The sequence below is a fragment of the Mesorhizobium sp. M0058 genome (assembly GCF_040323095.1).
In the GTDB taxonomy this organism is placed as follows: Bacteria; Pseudomonadota; Alphaproteobacteria; order Rhizobiales; family Rhizobiaceae; genus Mesorhizobium.
Genome location: NZ_JAMYUQ010000023.1, coordinates 11,528 through 32,574 on the forward strand (window position 1 = coordinate 11,528; position 21,047 = coordinate 32,574).

Consider the following 21,047-nt stretch of genomic DNA (forward strand, 5'->3'; position numbering starts at 1 on the left):
GCTTCAATCGTCTCAGGCGGCGCGGGCAGTGAGGGGCGAGGCTATCAGGCGCGCGCCATCATGGCCGGTGATGTCTGCCTCGACGATCTCGCCCGGCGCGCCTGTGCCTAGCGCGGCAAGCGTGAACCCTTCGGTGCGGCCGAGGCCGTCGCGCTCGACCAGGATCGACTGGCGCGTTCCCGGGAGCGACGACAAATGGCGGCGATAGGCGGCCTCGCCGACGGCGCGCAGCCGGGCCGCCCGCTGTTTGACCAGTTCGCGGCGGACCTGCGGCATGCGCGCGGCGGGCGTGCCTTCGCGCGGCGAAAACGGGAAGACATGCAGGTGCGTCAGCCCACATTCCTCGACGATCTTTATCGAATTCTGAAACATCTCCTCGGTCTCGGTCGGGAAGCCGGCGATGATGTCGGCGCCGAAGACGATTTCGGGGCGCAGCTTGCGCACATCCTCGCAGAAGCGGATCGACTGGTCACGCAAATGCCTGCGCTTCATGCGCTTCAAGATCATGTCGTCGCCCGACTGCAGCGACAGATGCAGATGCGGCATCAGCCTGGGCTCGGTGGCGATGGCGTCCAGCAGATCGTCGTCGGCCTCGATCGAATCGATGGAGGACAGCCGCAGCCGCCTCACATCAGGCACCTGCTTCAGGATGGTCTTCACCAGCTTTCCCAGCTTCGGCGCGCCCGGCAGGTCGGCGCCGAAAGAGGTCATGTCGACGCCGGTCAGCACGATCTCGGCGTAGCCGTTGCCGACGAGACGCTTGACCTGCTCGACAACCGCGCCCATCGGCACCGAGCGTGAGTTGCCGCGGCCATAGGGGATGATGCAGAAGGTGCAGCGATGGTCGCAGCCGTTCTGCACCTGGACGAAAGCACGTGCCCGGCCCTCAATGGCGTCGACCATGTGGCCGGCGGTCTCGCGCACCGAGAAAATGTCGTTGACGCGCGCCTTCTCGCTGTCGTTGACGCCGAAATCCGGCAGCGCGCGGTAGGAGTTGGCCTTCAGCTTCTCTTCGTTGCCAAGCACGAGGTCGACCTCGTCCATGGCGGCAAAATTCTGCGGTTCGGTTTGCGCGGCGCAGCCGGTGACGATGATGCGCGCCGCCGGATTTTCGCGGCGGGCCTTTCTGATCGACTGCCTGGCCTGGCGCACCGCTTCGGCGGTGACGGCGCAGGTGTTGAAGATGATGGCGCCGCCTTTGACCGCGCCGAGACCTGCGCTTTCGGCCTCGCGGCGCATCACTTCGGATTCATAGGTGTTGAGACGGCAGCCAAAGGTGACGACGTCTATGCCTTGGGAGTTGGGGCCCTTGGTATCGGCAAGTGCAGACATCAGGCCGCGCTTTCGGTGTCGCGGGCCCAGGTGCCGGTCGACGGATCGAAATTGCCGGAAAACTCCCATTCGGCAGCGCCGGTCAGGATGACGTGGTCGTCGTCGCGCCATTCCACATGCAGCGAGCCACCGCCGGGCGTCATCAGCGTAACGCTGCGGCCGGTGCGCCGGGTGCGGGCAGCGGCGACGACGGAAGCGCAAGCGGCCGAGCCGCAAGCCCTGGTCAGGCCGGCGCCGCGCTCCCAGGTGCGGATGATCATCGTCTCCGGCGACGTTACCTGGGCGATGGTGATGTTGGCGCGCTCGGGGAAGATCGGATGGTTTTCGAGCAGCGGGCCGAAACGCTCGAGTTCGTAGGACCAGACATCGTTGTCGACCCAGAAGATAGCGTGAGGGTTGCCCATCGAGAGAGCCGAAGGCGAATGCAGCACCGGCGCGTCGATGGGGCCGATCTGCAACTCGATCATGCGGGTGTCGCGGAATTCCTCGGCCAGCGGAATGTCCTGCCAGCCAAAGCGCGGAGTGCCCATGTCGACCGAGATGGTGCCGTCGGCATGTTCGACGGCGTTGAGGATGCCGGCGCGGGTCTCGAAGGTGAAAGTCTTCTGGCCGGTTTCGGCGGCCAGCGCCTGGACGACACAGCGCATGCCGTTGCCGCAGGCCTGCGCGCCCGAGCCGTCGGAATTCAAAATGTCGATGTAAAAGGCGGTGCCCGGCGTGCGCGAATCGTGGATCGCCATGATCTGGTCGAACCTGGTCGCCGCATCGGCGTTCAGCGCGACAGCCGACGCCGCCGTGACCCTATCGGCACGGCCACGCATGTCGGCGACGATGATTTCGTTGCCGATGCCGTTCATCTTGGCGAAGGGGGCAGTGCCTGCCATGATCTGAGGTAATTCCTGTACGTTTCGCCGCTATATGGCGGAAACGGGCGGGAATTACCAGTGTGGGCTGCGTTTAGGTTACCGCGAAAACGCCGAGCACGATCAGCAGGAAGATGACGAGAACGATGCCGATCAGCACGCGCGCGCCGGTGGCGGCGGCACCGGCCAGCGCCGGCATGCCGAGCAGGCTGGCGGCGGCAGCAACGATGAGAAGAATGATGATCCATTTGATCATGGACAATGCCTCGCAAATTGACTGCAGCGGCCTAAGAACGCATCTGCCGCGCTCTGGTTCCCTCTTGCCGCGAGGCTCTCTCCGACTGGGCGCGCTATTCGGCAATCTCGAAGTCGGTCGTGAAAGGCGCCGTCTTTTGCGAGTTCTCGTCGTGCATGAGGAAATCCGCGCGGTATTTGCCGGGGGGAACGCCATCCAGGGAGACGTTTAATTTGAAGAACATCTCTCGGTTATGCGAGCGCGAGGCGAGCTGGACCCGGCCAAGCTTTTCGACGGTTCCCAGCTTCTCGCCCGACTGGGAAAGCACGGTAAGGTCAACGTAAAGCGCGATCTGGTTGTTGCCGAGCCCATCCGAGCCGTAGCCGTAACCGACCGGCTCCATATAAAGCACAATCTCTTCGCCCGGCTTGTAGACATGGTTCGGGCGCTCGGCGTAGGCCCCGAACCCGCTGGCCGACATGATGTGCTTCACATTTTGCACGCCAAGCGGCATCGCTTGCCACAGAGCGTCCTCGGCGCTGCGGAATTTGTCCAGCGCGCCGGCACCATCACCCGCCTGCAGTGCCTTTTCGGCTTCAGCGGCGCGATCGGTGATTTCACCCGCGAAAGCGGCCGGCGTCGAAATTACCAGCGCGATCAAAACTGCCAAGATTGATTTCATCTGTTCCCCCTGTTGCGATAGACCATCGGCTAAAACGGCAGTGCCGTAAACGGCCAAATGCAGACTTCAGCCGCGCTCGATCTCGGGAACGTCCCAAAGCTCGCCCGGACGGAAGGCGCGAAACCGCTCACCCAGGCCTTGCGCCTCAAGCGCTTCAGTCAGTTTTGCGCCGGCATTTGCGCTCGACCGCCGATGCGCCGACCTGCCGCGGGCTCCGGTGCCGCTTTCGCAACCAATGTACCGGTTGGAACCGCGCTAGAGCGAAGACATGCCTTTTGTCCGCCAGCCATTTTGCGACAAATTTACAACAATTCGTGGTGCAAACCCTATTTTAACCATATCGGGTTGAAATTTCGCCACCTTCTCCATCTTGGTGAGGGGTGAGATTGTGCGGACGGCTTCCCCCCAGCCGGATCCGACGGAGGTTGGAATGATTTTTTCGAGAAGCGGGCTGATGGCCGTATCGCTGGCAGCGCTCGTTGCGAGCGGCTGTTCGACCTCGCGTTTTTCATCGATGGATGACCAGCAGCCCGCCCCGCTGCAGCCCGCGCCCGCCGGCACGGTGAGCGGAAGCCAACTGCCGCCCCCGGCAGCGCCGGGCACCACCGACCCATCGCAATTCCCGACCGCGCCGGCAGGCGCGCAGGTCGCCTCGCTGCCGCCGGACGGATCGGCGCCGGCCGGAGCCTCCGACCTTACCGCTGCGAGCGTTGCCGGCGTTTGGAACGCCAGCGTGTCCGGACAGAGCTGCAAGGTGGCGACGCCGCAGACCAAATTCGGCGCCGGCTTCCGCGCCGGGCCGCTGCATTGCCCGCCGCCCATCGACGGCATCAAATCGTGGAACGTCGCCGGCAAGCAGCTGACGCTCTATGACGAGAATGGCGGCACGCTGGCGCGGCTCTATTCCTCGGGCGGTTCGAAATTCGACGGCCAGACTACCAACGGCTTGCCGATATCGCTTACAAGATAGGCTGCCTATCCCTAGACAGCGACGTGACCGATGCATCTGCGTGACGGCCTCCAGACCCATGCGACCGTCAGGCAGCGCTACAACCATCTGGTCGCAACCGGCGCCATCGAGCGCGATGCGGCGCAGGAGCGCATTGCCGCCGCGCTCGACCGGCTGACCGACGAGATCTCGGTCAAGCGGCTGGCGCACAAGTCGAGCGCGCTCGGCTGGCTGTTTGCCCGCAAGCGCGAGACGCGCGAGGTCGTCAAGGGCCTCTACATTCATGGCGGCGTCGGTCGCGGCAAGACCATGCTGATGGATATGTTCTTCGAGTTGTTGCCGGTCAGGCGCAAGCGCCGCGTTCATTTCAACGACTTCATGGCCGATGTGCAGGACCGCATCCAGAAGCACCGGCAGGCGCGCAAGAACGGCGACGTCAAGGAGGACGACCCGATCCCGCCGGTCGCGCTTCAGCTTGCCGAACAGGCCTGGGTGCTGTGCTTCGATGAGTTTTCGGTCACCGACATTGCCGATGCGATGGTCCTGTCGCGGCTGTTTTCGGCGCTGTTCGCCAATGGCGTGGTTCTGGTCGCCACCTCGAATGTCGCGCCGCAGGACCTTTATCGCGACGGGCTGAACCGCCAGCTTTTCCTGCCCTTCATCAGCATTCTCGAGCGCCACGCCCATGTGCTGACGCTCGATGCCGACAAGGACTACCGGCTGGAAAAGCTCGCCCGCACGCCGGTTTATGTCACCCCGGCGGATGCCGAAGCCGACCGTGTGCTCGACGAGGCCTGGCAGGCGATGACGCGTGGAGCGCCGACGGCCGAGACCGCGCTGACGCTCAAGGGGCGGCAGGTGAGAATACCGGCTGCTGCCGGCAATGCGGCGCGGTTTTCCTTCGCCGACCTCTGCGAAAAGCCGCTCGGCGCGCGCGATTTTCTGGCCATTGCCGGCCGCTTCTCGACCGTCTTCATCGATCACGTGCCTGTGCTGGGCGAAGGCAAGCGCAACGAGGCCAAGCGCTTCATCCTCCTGATAGACACGCTCTACGATCATCACACGCGGCTGGTGGTAAGCGCCGACGCCTCGCCGCCTGAGCTCTATACGGCCAGGCGCGGCAACGAGGTGTTCGAATTCGAGCGCACGGCCTCGCGCCTGATCGAAATGCAGAGCCGCGACTGGCTGGAGGACTGGGCGGAACGGCAGAAGGACAACGCGGAAGCGCAGGTCTGAGGGTTCCAAGAGGTCATTATGTAGTGATCCTTCGCCCCCCTTCTGTCCTGCCGGAGATCTCCCCCACACGGGGGGAGATTGGCGGTTTCGGCGCTCCGCTCATTCCTGCGGCCATTGGAGATTGGCGAAAGGTCGCGTGACGTCCGGTCTCCCCTCTCGTGGGGGAGATGCCTGGCAAGGCAGAGGGGGGGCGCTGTCCCGCCGACGCCTAAAGCTCATACACATACATCTCAAACGACTCCGCCGGCCCATGCACCTCCTCGCGCGATTCATAAAGCGAGCGCGCTGGAACATTGTCCGGTTCGGTGCCGACCCAGGCTTCGCCGCATCCCTGCTCGCGGCCGAGCGCGAACATGGCGTCGAGCATCTTTCGCGCGATGCCATGGCGCTGGAAGGCCGGCGAGACGCCGACTTCGTCGATGTAGAGTTCGGTCACCTTGTCGGGATGGCGGTGGATGATGGCAGCGCATTGGCCGACGACGACGCCGTCTGCCAGCGCGACAATCATTAAATGACCCGGCGAGGCGAGGTAAGCGGCAAGCCTGTCGGCCCGCACCGGCTCGTCGAACACGTCTTCGGCGATGCGCTTCACAAGGGCGTCATCGCCTGGACAGAGTCTTCTGATTTCCACGTTCATTGTATAAAATCTCTCAAGTCGGCCTACAAACCTTGACGTTTACGTAAGTCCCAATGTTTCTAACCGATTGAAATCATTCACCCGAAAATAATCGATTGAATATATTTTCCACCGGGGCTACTGGATGCGGCGAAATCTAGCTGAGACCATAGCATTCCGGCCTCTTCCTCGACGCCGTCAACAGATCGCCAGGGATTTTGGGCGTCGTCACAGACAAAGGGAAAATTTCCTCACATGGCACGCAACAAGATAGCGCTCATCGGCTCCGGCATGATCGGCGGCACGCTCGCTCACATGATCGGCCTCAAGGACCTCGGCGACGTGGTGCTGTTCGATATTGCCGAGGGCATCCCGCAAGGCAAGGGCCTCGATATCGCGCAGTCGTCGCCGGTCGACGGTTTTGACTCCCGGCTGACCGGCGTCAATGATTATGCCGGGATCGAGGGCGCCGATGTCTGCATCGTCACTGCCGGCGTGCCGCGCAAGCCGGGTATGAGCCGCGACGATCTGCTGGGCATCAACCTCAAGGTCATGGAACAGGTCGGCGCAGGGCTGAAGAAATACGCGCCCAAGGCTTTCGTCATCTGCATCACCAACCCGCTCGACGCCATGGTCTGGGCGCTGCAGAAGTTTTCCGGCCTGCCCAAGACCCATGTCGTCGGCATGGCCGGCGTGCTCGACAGCGCGCGCTTCCGCTATTTCCTGGCCGAGGAATTCAACGTCTCGGTCGAGGACGTCACCGCCTTCGTGCTCGGCGGCCACGGTGATTCCATGGTGCCGATGATCCGCTACTCCACGGTTTCGGGCATTCCGTTGCCGGACCTCATCAAGATGGGCTGGACCTCGAAGGAAAAGCTCGACCAGATCGTGCAGCGCACCCGCGACGGCGGCGCCGAGATCGTCGGCTTGTTGAAGACCGGCTCGGCCTTCTACGCCCCGGCAGCCTCGGCCATCTCGATGGCCGAATCCTACCTCAAGGACAAGAAGCGCGTGCTGCCTTGCGCTGCGCATCTCTCGGGCCAGTATGGCGTCAAGGGCACCTATGTCGGCGTTCCCGTTGTCATCGGCGCCGGCGGCGTCGAGCGCATCATCGAGATCGACCTCAACAAGGCCGAGCAGAAGATGTTCGACGCTTCGGTGGCGACGGTGCAGGGCCTGACCGAGGCCTGCGTCAAGATCGCCCCGCACCTCGCCTCGAAGTAATCCCCCAAAGCAGCCGATCCGGAGACCGTCCAGATGAACATCCATGAATATCAAGGCAAGGCGCTGCTGAAGTCGTTTGGCGCGCCGGTGGCCGAAGGCGTGCCGGTGTTCAAGGCAAGCGAAGCGGAAGCCGCGGCACAAGCGCTTCCCGGTCCGCTCTATGTGGTGAAGAGCCAAATCCATGCCGGCGGCCGCGGCAAGGGGAAGTTCAAGGAACTGTCGCCCGACGCAAAGGGCGGCGTGCGGCTGGCTAAGTCGGTTGCCGAAGTCGTTGCCAACGCCAATGAGATGCTCGGCCACACGCTGGTGACCAAGCAGACCGGCCCCGCCGGCAAGCAGGTCAACCGCCTCTATATCGAGGACGGCGCCGACATCGATCGCGAGCTTTATCTGTCGATCCTGGTCGACCGCTCGGTCGGCCGCATCGCTTTCGTCGTCTCGACCGAGGGCGGCATGGACATTGAAGGCGTCGCCCACGACACACCGGAAAAGATCATCACCCGCGCCATCGATCCGCTGGCCGGCGTGACGACCATCGACGTCGACATATTGGTGGAAGCGCTGGGCCTCACCGGCGATGCCGCCAAGGATGCCGGCACGCTGTTCCCGATCCTCTACAAGGCCTTTGTCGAGAAGGACATGAGCCTGCTCGAGGTCAACCCGCTGATCGTGATGAAAAACGGCCGCCTGCGCGTGCTGGACGCCAAGGTGTCGTTCGACAACAACGCTCTCTTCCGCCACCCCGAACTGATGGAACTGCGCGACACCACCGAAGAGGACGAGAAGGAGATCGAGGCGTCGAAATACGACCTCGCCTATGTCGCGCTCGACGGCAATATCGGCTGCATGGTCAATGGCGCCGGCCTCGCCATGGCGACTATGGACATCATCAAGCTCTACGGCGCCGAGCCCGCCAACTTCCTCGATGTCGGCGGCGGCGCGTCGAAGGAGAAGGTGACGGCGGCGTTCAAGATCATCACCAAGGATCCGGCCGTCAAAGGCATACTGATCAACATCTTCGGCGGCATCATGAAGTGCGACATCATCGCCGAGGGCGTCATTGCCGCAGTCAAGGAAGTCGGCCTGGAAGTGCCGCTGGTGGTGCGTCTTGAAGGCACCAATGCCGAGCTCGGCAAGAAGATCATCAACGACAGCGGCCTCAACGTCGTGTCGGCCGACGATCTCGACGACGCAGCCAAGAAGATCGTGGCGGCGGTGAAGGGCTGAAGGCGAATGCCTCCGCGCAAGATAAACCTGGTCGAGGCGGCGGATCGAACGATCACCAAGGTCTTCGATCCGCATATTGCCGGCGACGTCAATGACAGCCAGGCCAAGGTCGCCAAGTTCGGCGAGACCTTCGACTGGCATGCGCACGAGCATGAGGACGAGGCTTTTCTCGTGCTGCGGGGCAAGATCGCCATCGATTTTCGCGACGGCCCGGTCGAGCTCGGCGAGGGCGATTTCATTGTCGTGCCGAAGGGCGTCGAGCACCGGCCGCGGTCGCTGACCGCCGAGCCGGTGGTGCTGATGTTCGAGCCGGCAACGACGCTCAACACCGGCAACGCCAAGAGCGACCTCACCGTCTCCGACCTGAAGCGGCTCTGACTCATGAACGCGTTCTCCTTGCTCTCGGCCGATCACCAGCGCCTGCAGGCGCTGGTCGGCGCGTGGCGCGGCGAGGAAGAGGTGGCGGAAACACAATGGGCCGATGGTGGACCGGCGACGTCGGAAGTGCTGGGGGAGGCACAGTTCGGCGGCCTGTTCGTGGTGCAGCGCTATCGCCAGCGCCGCGACGGCACGGTCTCGTTCGGCTCGCACTCAGTGTTCGGATTCGATCAGCAAAACAGCCTCGTCACCATGCACCAGTTCGATTCCATGGGCTTTGTGCCGGCCTCGCCGGCCACAGGCGCATGGAACGGCAGCGAGCTCACTCTTGATCGGTCTTGGCCGCGCGGTTCCGCGCGGGTCACATATATTTTCGACAATGCCGATGCCTACCGCATGCGATTGCATTTCAAACCTGCCGGCAGCGACAGCTGGCAAGACATGGTGAGCGGCGTCTACCGGCGCGTCTCGCCTTCCTCGATCAACGGTTTTTAGAAAAGGGCTCCGATGTCCATTCTCATCGACAAGAACACCAAGGTGCTGGTGCAGGGCCTGACCGGCAAGACCGGCACGTTCCACACCGAACAGGCGCTGGCCTATCACGGCACCAGGATGGTGGGCGGTATCCATCCAAAGAAGGGTGGCGAGACCTGGACCGGCGCCAAGGGCGAAAACCTGCCGATCTTCGCCTCGGTCGCCGAGGGCAAGGAAAAGACCGGCGCCAACGCCTCGGTCGTCTATGTGCCGCCGGCGGGCGCCGCCGAAGCCATCCTCGAAGCCATCGAAGCCGAGATCCCGCTGATCGTCTGCATCACCGAAGGCATTCCGGTGATGGACATGGTCAGGGTCAAGGCGCGGCTCGACCGCTCGACCTCGCGGCTGATCGGCCCGAACTGCCCTGGTGTGCTCACCCCCGACGAATGCAAGATCGGCATCATGCCCGGCAACATCTTCCGCAAAGGCTCGGTCGGCGTTGTTTCGCGCTCGGGAACGCTTACCTATGAGGCAGTGTTCCAGACCACAAATGTCGGCCTCGGCCAGACGACCGCCGTCGGTATCGGCGGCGACCCCGTCAAAGGCACCGAGTTCATCGACGTGCTCGAAATGTTCCTCGCCGACGACGAGACCAAGTCGATCATCATGATCGGCGAGATCGGCGGTTCGGCCGAGGAAGACGCCGCGCAGTTCCTCAAGGACGAGGCCAAGCGCGGCCGCAGGAAACCGATGGCCGGCTTCATCGCCGGGCGCACCGCGCCGGCCGGTCGCACCATGGGCCATGCGGGCGCGGTCATATCCGGCGGCAAGGGCGGCGCGGAAGACAAGATCGCGGCGATGGAATCGGCCGGCATTAAAGTATCGTCATCGCCGGCGCGTCTGGGCACGACGCTGGTCGAGGCGATCAAGGCCAAGTGAGTAGCGAGTAGTGAATAGCGAATAGGGAAAAGAGAGTAACGGCGCGACCCGGGAAAAATCCCTACTCGCTATTCGCTACTCACTATTCGCTTTTGAAAAGGAGACGGAGCCAGGCTCCGCGGACAAAAATGGCAAGACAAGATCAGGCCAACGACCAATTTTCGCTCACCTCTTTCCTGTATGGCGGCAATGCCGACTATATCGACGCGCTGTACGCCTCCTATGAGGATGATCCAGAGTCGGTAAACCCCGAATGGCAGGACTTCTTCGCCGGGCTGAAGGACGACGCCGGCGATGTGCGCAAGAACGCCAAGGGCGCTTCCTGGGCAAAGCCGTCCTGGCCGCTGCAGGCCAATGGCGAACTGGTGTCGGCGCTGGACGGCAATTGGGGCATCGTCGAGAAGCATCTGGAAAAGAAGGTCAAGGACAAGGCGGTCACCAATGGCGTCGTGCTGTCGGATGCCGACGTGCATCAGGCGACGCGCGATTCGGTGCGCGCCATAATGATGATCCGCGCCTTCCGCATGCGCGGCCATCTGCACGCCAATCTCGACCCGCTCGGCATCGCCAAGCCGCTTGAGGACTATAACGAACTGTCGCCGGAAAATTACGGTTTTACCGCAGCCGACTACGACCGGCCGATCTTCCTCGACAATGTGCTCGGCCTCGAATTCGGCACCATCCGGCAGATGCTGGAGATCCTGACCCGCACCTATTGCTCGACGCTCGGTGTCGAGTTCATGCACATTTCCGATCCCGAGGAGAAGGCCTGGATCCAGGCGCGCATCGAGGGTGCCGACAAGGAGATTTCCTTCACCGCTACGGGAAAAAAAGCGATCCTGCAGAAGCTGGTCGAGGCCGAAGGCTTCGAGCAGTTCATCGATGTCAAGTACAAGGGTACCAAGCGCTTCGGCCTCGATGGCAGCGAAGGCCTGATCCCGGCGCTGGAGCAGATCATCAAGCGCGGCGGCCAGCTCGGCATGAAGGAGATCGTGCTCGGCATGGCGCATCGCGGCCGGCTGAACGTGCTGTCCCAGGTGATGGCCAAACCGCATCGCGCCATCTTCCACGAATTCAAGGGCGGCTCGGCCGCTCCTGACGAGGTCGAGGGCTCGGGCGACGTCAAGTACCATCTCGGCGCCTCGTCGGACCGCGAATTCGACGGCAACAAGGTGCATCTGTCGCTGACCGCCAATCCTTCGCATCTGGAAATCGTCGATCCGGTTGTGATGGGCAAGGCGCGCGCCAAGCAGGACTATCTGTTCGGCCGCAGCCGCGAGGAGATCGTGCCGCTGGAAGAGCGCGCCAAGGTGCTGCCGCTGCTTCTGCATGGCGACGCCGCCTTTGCTGGCCAGGGCGTAATCGCCGAAATCCTCGGCCTGTCGGGCCTGCGCGGCCACCGCGTCGCCGGCACGCTGCATTTCATCATCAACAACCAGATCGGCTTCACCACCAATCCGCGCTTCTCGCGCTCGTCGCCCTATCCGTCCGACGTCGCCAAGATGATCGAGGCGCCGATCTTCCACGTCAATGGCGACGACCCGGAAGCGGTGGTGCATGCCACGAAGGTGGCGATCGAATTTCGCATGAAGTTCCACAAGCCGGTGGTGGTGGACATGTTCTGCTATCGCCGCTTCGGCCACAATGAGGGTGACGAGCCGGCTTTCACCCAGCCGATCATGTACGCCAACATCCGCAACCACAAGACGACGGTGCAGATCTATGGCGAGCGGCTGATCGCCGAGGGCCATATCAGCCAGGCCGAACTCGACAAGATGAAGGCCGACTGGCGCGCCCATCTGGAGTCCGAATGGGAAGTCGGCCAGCACTACAAGCCCAACAAGGCCGACTGGCTGGACGGCGCCTGGTCTGGTCTGCGCACCGCCGACAACCAGGACGAACAGCGCCGCGGCAAGACCGCCGTGCCGGTCAAGGTGCTGAAGGACATCGGCAAGAAACTGACCGAGGTGCCGAAAGGTTTCGAGGCGCACAAGACCATCATCCGCTTCCTCGAAAACCGCCGCCAGGCGATCGACTCCGGCGAAGGCATCGACTGGTCGACGGCCGAGGCGCTGGCCTTCGGCGCCATCCTGCTCGACGGCAATCCGATCCGGCTCTCCGGCCAGGATTCAGAACGCGGCACCTTCTCGCAGCGCCATTCCGTGCTCTACGACCAGAAGGACGAGACCCGCTACATCCCGCTCAACAATCTGTCGGCGGCACAGGCCGGCTACGAAGTCATCAACTCGATGCTGTCGGAAGAGGCGGTGCTTGGCTTCGAATATGGCTACAGCCTGGCCGAGCCGAAGGCGCTGACGCTCTGGGAAGCGCAGTTCGGCGATTTCGCCAACGGCGCCCAGGTGGTGTTCGACCAGTTCATCTCGTCGGGCGAGCGCAAGTGGCTCAGAATGTCAGGCCTGGTCTGCCTGCTGCCGCATGGCTATGAGGGCCAGGGTCCAGAGCATTCTTCGGCCCGGCTCGAGCGCTTTCTGCAGCTTTGCGCCGAAGACAATATGCAAGTCGCCAACTGCACCACGCCGGCCAACTACTTCCACATATTGCGCCGGCAGCTGAAGCGCGACTTCCGCAAGCCGCTGATCCTGATGACGCCGAAGTCGCTGCTGCGCCACAAGCGGGCAGTGTCGACGCTGCCGGAGATTTCGGGCGAAAGCTCGTTCCATCGGCTGTTGTGGGACGATGCCCAGCTGTTGCAGAACCAGGCGATCAAGCTCACCAAGGATTCCAAAATCCGCCGCGTCGTGCTGTGCTCGGGCAAAGTCTATTACGACCTGTACGAGGAACGCGAGAAGCGCGGCATCAACGACATCTATCTCTTGCGCGTCGAACAGCTCTACCCGTTCCCGGCCAAGGCGCTGATCACCGAGCTGTCGCGCTTCCGCAATGCGGAGATGGTGTGGTGCCAGGAGGAACCCAAGAATATGGGCGCCTGGTCGTTCATCGATCCGTATCTGGAATGGGTGCTGGCTCATATCGACGCCAAGCATCAGCGGGTGCGCTATACCGGACGTCCGGCGGCGGCATCGCCGGCGACCGGTCTGATGTCGAAGCATTTGGCGCAGCTCGCTGCCCTGCTCGAAGACGCGCTCGGCGAATAGAACAAACCCGGCGAATAGAACAGACAGAGAAGAAACGGACAGGCACAATGGCTACCGAAATCCGCGTTCCCACTCTCGGCGAATCCGTCACCGAGGCGACCATCGGCAAGTGGTTCAAGAGGGTCGGCGATGCCATTGCCGTCGACGAGCCGCTGGTCGAGCTCGAAACCGACAAGGTGACGGTGGAGGTGCCTGCCGCCGCCGCCGGCACGCTGGGCGAGATCACCGCCAAGGAAGGCGAGACCGTTGGCGTCGGCGCGTTGTTGGGTTCGATCTCGGCAGGCGTCGCCACGGCCGCCCCGGCGTCCAAGCAGGAGACCAAGCCGCAAGCGGTGTCGCAGGCTTCGAGCCCGGACGCAGCGCACACGACCAGGCAGGCTGCGGCTGAGACCGCCAAGATAGCCGGCGATGCCGGGCCGGTCGAGCCGCGCACCATGCCGCCGGCGCCAGCTGCCGCAAAGCTGATCGCCGAGAACAATCTGTCGGTCGACCAGGTTTCTGGCTCGGGCAAGCGCGGCCAGGTGCTGAAGGGCGACGTGCTCGACGCGATTTCCAAGGGCGCGCCGTCGCAGCCGGCCGAAATTCCGAAGGCCGCACCGGCTCCGGTCGCTGTGCGTGCGCCGTCTTCGGGCGACGATGCGTCGCGCGAGGAGCGCGTGCGCATGACCAAGCTGCGCCAGACCATTGCGCGCCGGCTGAAGGAAGCGCAGTCGACCGCCGCCATGCTGACCACCTTCAACGAGGTCGACATGTCGGCGGTGATGGCGCTCAGGACCAAGTACAAGGACATCTTCGAGAAGAAGCATGGCGTGAAGCTCGGCTTCATGGGCTTCTTCACCAAGGCGGTTACGCACGCATTGAAGGAAATCCCCTCGGTCAATGCCGAGATCGACGGCACCGACATCATCTTCAAGAACTATGCCCATATCGGCGTTGCCGTCGGCACCGAAAAGGGTCTCGTCGTGCCGGTGGTGCGCAATGCCGACCAAATGTCGATTGCCGAGATCGAGAAGGATATCGGCCGGCTGGGCATCGCCGCGCGGGACGGCAAGCTGTCGGTCGCCGACATGCAGGGTGGTACGTTCACGATTTCCAACGGTGGCGTCTACGGTTCGCTGATGTCGACGCCGATCCTCAATGCGCCGCAGTCGGGCATTCTTGGCATGCACAAGATCCAGGACCGGCCCGTCGTGGTCGGCGGCCAGATCGTGATTCGGCCGATGATGTACCTGGCGCTCAGCTACGATCACCGTATCGTCGACGGCAAGGAAGCCGTGACCTTCCTGGTCCGCGTCAAGGATAGCCTGGAGGATCCCGAACGGCTGGTGCTTGATTTGTGATCGGAGCTGATCCGTCATGAGCGGCTGGCTGGCGCGGTTTGGGTTCAAGCTGGGTCGAGTAGCGGGTAGCGTATTGAGGCGTTCCCGGCCGGCGGCTTCCGCCGCCATCTCTCCGCCGGCGACATCGACTGAATGGGATTCGGCGCCGGCGAGCAGCAATCTCGGTGTCTTCGCTCTCAGCGAAGCCGAAATGGCGGAGCGGAAGATCATCGTCACCGCGATCGGTGAGCTTGAGCTACCGACCGGCGAAATCATCGCTTGCGATCCACTGATTACCGGGCTGGAACGGCCTGTGTTTAGCCGTAAGGTCAGGCCGGGATGCTATCCAGTCACGTTGCTTGAGGCGCAAGGCCGTGTTGCTGCAGCGGTATTGCGGTTTGGCACTGGCTTGCCGGTGCGGTGGGAGTTGGCTGCCTTCGTCCGCGACGTCGGCACATCGTCCTGGAAGTCTGGATTTATTGTCGATGATAATGTTGCTTCGTTCATGGACAAGTCGGTTCTGACGCTGATGTCCGACCAGGAGGAACTCGACAGCTATCTTGCTGACGTTGCATGCTCGTTCGACAAGTTCCGCATGGATAATCCGGTTGATGGAAATCCGCTTAATATAGCCATGTTCGACACTGGCTTCGGTGATGGGAACTATTATTCCTTCTGGGGACTGGATGCGGCCGGCGAGCCGCTGGTCTTGATGACCGATTTCGAGGTGCTCGAAAACGCCGACGGCCGTGAGAGCAGCCAGAGCAATTCATGACAAACATCGCTTCGCCAATGATCGGATTTATGGCCGGGCTGGCTGTTCTCGCAGCGGGTTACGAGGCGCATGCCGCCTGCCCGCTGGCGCTTGCTGTCTATGGCGATGCCGAAAGCGAGGCCGGCATTGATTTCCGGCCGACGACGGATGCGGTCACCGTCACCAACTCGTTCAAGATGGTGCTCGACAAGGGCATCGTGCTCGACGGCATTGTGATGTGGACCTCCGGTGTTTCGCGACCGCAAGGGTCGCTGATGTACAAATGCCCGACCGGCGACGTCACCGGTGACGAGCTTGCCGCCTGCACGGTCTGGCATGGCGTCATCTACAGCGCCGACGATAAGGGCAACATCGCGCTCCTGGCGGCGGAAGGCACGGACGCGCCGCAGAGCCTGATCTTCCCCGATCTGGGTCCATCGTTGCAGATGTCGTCCGCCTTTGGCTCCATCGGTTTTTCGAAACTGCCGTGGGATGTGTTTTTGCTGAAAGGTTGCCAGGAATGAGCGCGGCGAAGAAAGTTCTTCTGGTCACCGGCGGCGGCCGCGGCATTGGTGCGGCCACTTGCCGGCTTGCGGCGAAGGCCGGCTACCGCGTCGCGGTCAACTATGCCGCAAACGAGGCCGCGGCCCAGGCGCTGGTCGCCGAGATCGAGGCCGGTGGCGGTGAAGCGATAGCGGTCAAGGGCGATGTCGGCGTCGAGGCTGACATCGTCGCCGTGTTCGAAGCCGTCGATAGCGCCTATGGCCGGCTCGACGCCCTGGTCAACAATGCCGGAATCGTCGACGTCAAGGCGCGTGTCGACGAGATGAGCCTGGCGCGGCTGGAGCGCATGATGCGCATCAATGTCATCGGCTCGTTTCTGTGCGCCCGCGAAGCGGTGCGGCGCATGTCGAGCAAGCATGGCGGCCAGGGCGGCGCCATCGTCAACATCTCGTCGGCTGCGTCGCTACACGGCTCGCCCGGCGAATATGTCGACTATGCCGCGTCCAAGGCGGCGATCGACACCTTCACGCTCGGACTGGCGCGCGAAGTCGCGACCGAAGGCGTGCGGGTCAATGCGATACGGCCGGGCATCATCGACACCGAGATCCACGCTTCGGGCGGCCAGCCGGACCGGGTCGAGCGGTTCCGCGACATGCTGCCGATGAAACGAGCCGGCACGGCGGATGAAGTCGCGCATGCCGTTCTCTATCTTTTGTCGGATGAAGCGTCCTACACGACGGGCGCAATCCTGAATGTAAGCGGCGGCCGCTGAGCCCCAAGCTAAGGGAAACGAACATGGCTTATGATGTCGTTATCATCGGGTCGGGACCGGGCGGCTATGTCTGTGCCATCAAGGCGGCACAGCTCGGGCTCAAGGTCGCGGTGGTCGAGAAGAACGCCACTTTCGGCGGCACCTGCCTGAACATCGGCTGCATCCCATCCAAGGCGCTGCTTTATGCCTCGGAGATGTTCGCCGAGGCCGGCCATTCCTTCGATGCGCTGGGCGTCGAGATACCGGCGCCGAAACTCAATCTGAACAAGATGATGGCGCACAAGGACGCGACCGTTTCGGCCAACGTCAGTGGCGTCGCCTTCCTGTTCAAGAAAAACAAGATCGATAGTTTCCGTGGCACCGGGAAGGTGGTTGCGGCCGGCAAGGTGTTGGTGACGGCTGAGGACGGCAAGGTCGAGGAGATCGAGACGAAAAATATCGTTATTGCCACGGGCTCCGATGTCGCCGGCATTCCCGGCGTCAAGGTCGACATCGACGAGAAGGTGATCGTATCGTCGACCGGCGCGCTGTCGCTGGAGAAAGTGCCGGGACATCTGGTGGTGGTCGGCGGTGGGGTCATCGGTCTGGAGCTCGGCTCGGTCTGGGCACGGCTCGGCGCCAAGGTCACCGTGGTCGAATTCCTCGACACCATCCTGGGCGGCATGGACGGCGAGGTCTCCAAGCAGTTCCAGCGCCTGCTTTCCAAGCAGGGTTTCGAGTTCAAGCTCGGCGCCAAGGTGACAGGGGTGACCAAGGCCAAAAAGGGCGCCGCCGTTGCGTTCGAACCGGTCAAGGGTGGTGCGGCCGAGACCATCGAGGCCGACGCGGTGCTGATCTCGACCGGACGCCGGGCCTATTCCGACAGCCTCGGGTTGAAAGAAGCCGGCGTCGAGGTCGACGAGCGCGGCCGGGTCAAGACCGACGGGCATCTCAGGACCAACGTGGCCGGCATCTACGCCATTGGCGACGTCATCGCCGGGCCGATGCTGGCGCACAAGGCCGAGGATGAAGGCGTGGCGGTGGCCGAGACCATTGCCGGCCAGGCCGGCCATGTGAATTACGACGTCATTCCGAGCGTCGTCTACACCAGCCCGGAAATCGCTTCGGTCGGCAAGACAGAGGAAGAGCTGAGGAAGGCCGGCATCGACTACAAAACCGGCAAATTCCCGTTCACCGCCAACGGCCGCGCGCGCGCCATGCTGCACACAGACGGCTTCGTGAAAATCCTCGCCGACAAAGCCAGCGACCGCGTGCTCGGCGTCCACATTGTCGGCTTCGGCGCCGGCGAGATGATCCATGAGGCGGCGGTGCTGATGGAGTTCGGCGGCTCCTCGGAAGACCTCGCCCGCACCTGCCACGCGCATCCGACGATGTCGGAAGCGGTCAAGGAAGCGGCGCTGGCGACGTTCTTCAAGCCGATCCATATTTAAGGAAACGCTGGAGGGACAGCACCCCCCCTCTGGCCTGCCGGCCATCTCCCCCTCAACGGGGGAGATTGGACTTCACCGCCGCGTCGCGAGCCTTCAAGTTTCTCACGTTTCTAACCTGGGCTGTTCGTGAGACAGCCGATCTCCCCCTTGAGGAGAGATGTCCGGCAGCACAGAGGGGCGGTGAAGAATCGCGACGCTCGCCGATAGGTGCCCCAAACAAAACGGCCCGCTTTTCAGCGGGCCGTTCTTGGGTTGGAAGCAAGATGCCAGATCAGTTGGCCAGATTACGGGCTCGGCGCCGGAGCAGGCGCGGGCGCCGGGGCTGGCGCAGGAGCCGGTGCGGGCGCAGGGGCTGGTGCGGGAGCCGGTTCGGCGGGCTTCATCGGCTCAGCCGGTGCAGGTGCGGGCGCCGGTGTGCTGGCTGCCGGCGGCTCTGCGGGTGCAGGATGTTCGCCGCTTCTGCCGAAAACATAGTACGCGACAATCGCAAGGATGACGACGACCAGCGCAATCAGCCAGCCGCTGCCACCACCCGACCTGGGCGCTGGATCGTTAGGGTTCGCCATAAAAGTGTCCTCCGTGGATGAAAAGCATCAATCAACACCCCTCAACGCGCAACCGTTGAACGGGTTCATACTAGGCCTTCAAATTGACGAACGCAGGAAAATTCTGATTCGCAACCGCTTGTTGGCCTGTATTTCCCCCGCAAAATCAATCACGAACGAGGTAGAACGAGCTTAGCTGGCCTTTTCCGCCAAAAATAGGGCCAACCGCCTCCGCTTTGCGAATCAGTTGCGCACCGCACAGAGCCGGGCTTACGTGATTCGGTATTCAAGACGGGCGCTGCTCAGTCGACGGCGGTGACGGTATAGCCGGCCTTGCGAAAATCCTCGACCAGGCCTTCGGGGCCGGGAAGATGCATGGCGCCGACGGCCATGAAGGCATTGCCCTTGGCCAGGATCGGTGCGGCATGGTCGGCCATGACCTTGTTGCGGCCGGTGATCATCGTCCGGTCGAATTCGGCGTAACCTGCGTCGTCTTCGTCGGGCGAGATCGAACGCAACAGCGGCCAGAAGGTGCCGGTGTCGCCGCGCTGGTAAAGCACGATCATGGTTTCGTTGATGTCGTTTATCTTGTCGCCGAGCTTCAGGGTCTCGACCAGCCCTTTGATGTGGAACGCAATCGGCAGCGAGGCCATGGCGTGCAGCTGGCTGGCAGCGGTCTCCAACCCTTCCACCGGCTTCCCCAAGGCCTTGGCGTCCTGCGCCAGCTTGACGTCCAGAACCGGTGCGCCGCCTGCCTGACGGGCGACCTCACAGACCGGCAGCGCGACCATGGCCGACAGCAGCCACGGCTTCATCTTGGAGACGCTCGCCGGCGGAATGCCGCGCGCATCGAGCCCTTTGTTCACCACCGCCGCATCCTCCGGCGACAACAGCGACGACAACGTCGTGTTGTCGGTGAACATCATCAGCTCGGGTTCCTTGAGCATGGCCTCCATCATCTTCTGCTTGTCGAGCACGTCGGTGGTCTCGATGATGATGGTGCCGGCAGCGTCATAGGCTTTCCTGGCTGCCGGCGGCAGAGTGGTCACGCGCGGGTCGGTCATGTGCATGGTGCCGAACAGGAAGGACGGCTTTTCGCCTGATTTCTCCAACTTCCACAACAGGCCCTTGCCGTTCAGCGTCGCTGCTGCTTCCGTCTCGATCCTGGCATAGGCGGCGGGGTCTTCCTTCTGCAGGGCCGATAGCAGATCGGCGCCGGCGCAGGCCGGGGCTTCGGCATGCGCCTTGCCCATGGCAAGCAGCAACGCGACGAGAAAAGACAGGAAAAACAGGGCGTTGAGCGCGACGAGCAGCTTCAGCGACACAAGGGCCGCGCGGTCGGCGATGGCAAGGGCGCGTTTCATGGTGCGGTTCTAGGACTGAAAAGCGGCGAAACGGTTAACCGGCGTGGGGAAATTGTCCTCGACTTATACAGTGTCACGCGCGGGGATGGGCAGATTCGTAGATCTCGAGCAGCCTTGCCGTGTCGACGCCGGTATAGACCTGCGTCGTCGACAAGCTGGCGTGGCCGAGCAGTTCCTGGATGGTGCGCAGGTCGCCGCCGCGCCCGAGCAGATGGGTGGCGAAGGAATGGCGCAACGCGTGCGGCGTCGCGGTGTCGGGCAGGTTCAGCGCCGAGCGCAGCCTGGCCATGTCGCGCTGGACGATGGCCGGGTTGAGCGGCCCGCCGCGGGCGCCGCGAAACAGCAGGCCCTTGGGATCGAGATGGTAGGGACACAGTTTTCGGTATTCGGCGATTGCCCTGAGCGCCACCGGCAGCACCGGCACCAGCCGTGTCTTGCCACCCTTGCCGGTGACGCGCAGCACGGTGTCGGCTTCCGATGCCAGGTCGGCGGCGCTGAGGCCCAGCGCTTCGGAAATGCGCAGGCCCGATCCATAAAGCAGCGTCAGCACGGCGGCGTTGCGGGCGGCGATCCAGGGCTCTTCAGCCAGCTGGCCTTCCACCGACACGACATGTTTGGCATCGCTGGCGGTCAGCGGCTTGGGCAGCGATTTCGGCTGGCGCGGCGCGCGCAACGCAGCGGCACCGGCGGCATTGGCGAGACCGCGCCGTTCGAGGAAGCGCAGCAGCGAGCGGATGCCGGCGAGGCCGCGTCCGAGCGTGCGGGCGCCGGCGCCGGCGTTGCGCCGCGCGGCAAGAAAGCCGCGCAGATCGGCCGGGCGCAGAGTGGCGATGTCGGAAAGACCAGGCGAGCCGCCGCAATGCCCTGTGAGGAAATGCAGGAACTGGCGCGTGTCGCGCTCATAGGCTTCGACGGTCGCCGGCGCCAGCCGGCGCTCGCGCGCCAGCATCTTCAGCCAGCTTTCGCGCGCTGCCTGGAGGTCGGGTTTTGCCGGGATGAGAAATTCCTGCATGCCGCCATTGTCAGGCAGCCGGGTTAGGAAGCGGTGAAGAACCTGTCATTGAAATGGCCACGGGCGATCATTGAAA

The 21,047-nt window shown here is 63.1% G+C and carries 20 protein-coding genes; 13 read left to right on the forward strand and 7 right to left on the reverse strand.

The genetic code is table 11. The annotated features are described in order from the left end of the window. Window positions 1-12: 12 nt before the first annotated feature. The 4 genes from mtaB to NKJ75_RS29110 form a co-directional block, all read right to left on the reverse strand. Entirely contained in the window at window positions 13-1,332 is a 1,320-nt protein-coding gene (gene mtaB, locus NKJ75_RS29095) for a tRNA (N(6)-L-threonylcarbamoyladenosine(37)-C(2))-methylthiotransferase MtaB (RefSeq protein ID WP_031205169.1), read from the reverse strand. Beyond that, the gene (gene dapF, locus NKJ75_RS29100) at window positions 1,332-2,216 is read right to left on the reverse strand and encodes a diaminopimelate epimerase (protein WP_023687687.1); all 885 of its coding nucleotides are present in this window, start codon (window positions 2,214-2,216) and stop codon (window positions 1,332-1,334) included. The genes mtaB and dapF overlap by 1 nt, the downstream gene beginning before the upstream one ends. Window positions 2,217-2,289: 73 nt before the next feature. Further along, entirely contained in the window at window positions 2,290-2,451 is a 162-nt protein-coding gene (locus NKJ75_RS29105; RefSeq protein ID WP_023683859.1) for a DUF1328 family protein, read from the reverse strand. 94 nt (window positions 2,452-2,545) lie between these two features. Continuing rightward, window positions 2,546-3,169 (reverse strand): hypothetical protein, encoded by a 624-nt coding sequence (locus NKJ75_RS29110; RefSeq protein ID WP_245263098.1) that lies wholly within the window; start codon window positions 3,167-3,169, stop codon window positions 2,546-2,548. A 373-nt stretch (window positions 3,170-3,542) separates the two neighbouring features. Here NKJ75_RS29110 and NKJ75_RS29115 point away from each other — a divergent pair, with 373 nt between their 5' ends. Together NKJ75_RS29115 and zapE are read left to right on the forward strand one after the other, a co-directional pair. Next, a complete protein-coding gene (locus NKJ75_RS29115) occupies window positions 3,543-4,082 on the forward strand; it encodes a protease inhibitor Inh/omp19 family protein (protein WP_023687689.1) in 540 nt (179 codons plus the stop codon). Between the two features lie 30 nt (window positions 4,083-4,112). Next, window positions 4,113-5,297: a cell division protein ZapE gene (gene zapE / locus NKJ75_RS29120; RefSeq protein ID WP_352500499.1), complete on the forward strand. Its 1,185-nt coding sequence runs from the start codon at window positions 4,113-4,115 to the stop codon at window positions 5,295-5,297. Window positions 5,298-5,505: 208 nt separating this feature from the next. On the opposite strand, the gene NKJ75_RS29125 is transcribed toward zapE, so the two are convergent. Beyond that, window positions 5,506-5,889, reverse strand: a complete 384-nt coding sequence (locus NKJ75_RS29125) for a GNAT family N-acetyltransferase (protein WP_502903939.1) — start codon at window positions 5,887-5,889, stop codon at window positions 5,506-5,508. Between the two features lie 279 nt (window positions 5,890-6,168). On the opposite strand from NKJ75_RS29125, the gene mdh reads away from it, so the two are divergent. The 11 genes from mdh (at window position 6,169) to lpdA (ending at window position 18,050) form a co-directional block, all read left to right on the forward strand. Further along, on the forward strand, window positions 6,169-7,137 hold the full coding sequence (gene mdh / locus NKJ75_RS29130; RefSeq protein WP_352500501.1) for a malate dehydrogenase: 969 nt from the start codon (window positions 6,169-6,171) through the stop codon (window positions 7,135-7,137). A 33-nt stretch (window positions 7,138-7,170) separates the two neighbouring features. Continuing rightward, window positions 7,171-8,364: an ADP-forming succinate--CoA ligase subunit beta gene (gene sucC, locus NKJ75_RS29135; protein ID WP_023726041.1), complete on the forward strand. Its 1,194-nt coding sequence runs from the start codon at window positions 7,171-7,173 to the stop codon at window positions 8,362-8,364. Between the two features lie 6 nt (window positions 8,365-8,370). Continuing rightward, window positions 8,371-8,742 (forward strand): cupin domain-containing protein, encoded by a 372-nt coding sequence (locus tag NKJ75_RS29140; RefSeq protein ID WP_023706740.1) that lies wholly within the window; start codon window positions 8,371-8,373, stop codon window positions 8,740-8,742. Between the two features lie 3 nt (window positions 8,743-8,745). Continuing rightward, on the forward strand, window positions 8,746-9,237 hold the full coding sequence (locus NKJ75_RS29145; protein WP_352500502.1) for a DUF1579 family protein: 492 nt from the start codon (window positions 8,746-8,748) through the stop codon (window positions 9,235-9,237). A gap of 12 nt (window positions 9,238-9,249) precedes the next feature. Continuing rightward, on the forward strand, window positions 9,250-10,155 hold the full coding sequence (gene sucD / locus NKJ75_RS29150) for a succinate--CoA ligase subunit alpha (protein WP_352500503.1): 906 nt from the start codon (window positions 9,250-9,252) through the stop codon (window positions 10,153-10,155). Between the two features lie 128 nt (window positions 10,156-10,283). Further along, on the forward strand, window positions 10,284-13,271 hold the full coding sequence (locus NKJ75_RS29155) for a 2-oxoglutarate dehydrogenase E1 component (RefSeq protein WP_023706737.1): 2,988 nt from the start codon (window positions 10,284-10,286) through the stop codon (window positions 13,269-13,271). A 47-nt stretch (window positions 13,272-13,318) separates the two neighbouring features. Further along, entirely contained in the window at window positions 13,319-14,611 is a 1,293-nt protein-coding gene (gene odhB, locus NKJ75_RS29160; RefSeq protein WP_352500504.1) for a 2-oxoglutarate dehydrogenase complex dihydrolipoyllysine-residue succinyltransferase, read from the forward strand. A 16-nt stretch (window positions 14,612-14,627) separates the two neighbouring features. Further along, on the forward strand, window positions 14,628-15,365 hold the full coding sequence (locus NKJ75_RS29165; RefSeq protein ID WP_031195599.1) for a DUF4241 domain-containing protein: 738 nt from the start codon (window positions 14,628-14,630) through the stop codon (window positions 15,363-15,365). Then, a complete protein-coding gene (locus NKJ75_RS29170) occupies window positions 15,362-15,868 on the forward strand; it encodes a hypothetical protein (RefSeq protein WP_023828733.1) in 507 nt (168 codons plus the stop codon). Before NKJ75_RS29165 ends, NKJ75_RS29170 begins: the two co-directional genes overlap by 4 nt. Further along, the gene (locus tag NKJ75_RS29175; RefSeq protein WP_023826883.1) at window positions 15,865-16,620 is read left to right on the forward strand and encodes an SDR family oxidoreductase; all 756 of its coding nucleotides are present in this window, start codon (window positions 15,865-15,867) and stop codon (window positions 16,618-16,620) included. The genes NKJ75_RS29170 and NKJ75_RS29175 overlap by 4 nt, the downstream gene beginning before the upstream one ends. Before the next feature lie 23 nt (window positions 16,621-16,643). Beyond that, window positions 16,644-18,050: a dihydrolipoyl dehydrogenase gene (gene lpdA, locus NKJ75_RS29180; RefSeq protein WP_352500505.1), complete on the forward strand. Its 1,407-nt coding sequence runs from the start codon at window positions 16,644-16,646 to the stop codon at window positions 18,048-18,050. An 847-nt stretch (window positions 18,051-18,897) separates the two neighbouring features. Here the strand turns inward: lpdA and NKJ75_RS29185 are convergent. Further along, window positions 18,898-19,959 (reverse strand): TraB/GumN family protein, encoded by a 1,062-nt coding sequence (locus NKJ75_RS29185; protein ID WP_352444984.1) that lies wholly within the window; start codon window positions 19,957-19,959, stop codon window positions 18,898-18,900. A 73-nt stretch (window positions 19,960-20,032) separates the two neighbouring features. Beyond that, the gene (locus tag NKJ75_RS29190) at window positions 20,033-20,971 is read right to left on the reverse strand and encodes a tyrosine recombinase XerC (protein ID WP_023747380.1); all 939 of its coding nucleotides are present in this window, start codon (window positions 20,969-20,971) and stop codon (window positions 20,033-20,035) included. Between the last annotated feature and the right edge of the window lie 76 nt (window positions 20,972-21,047).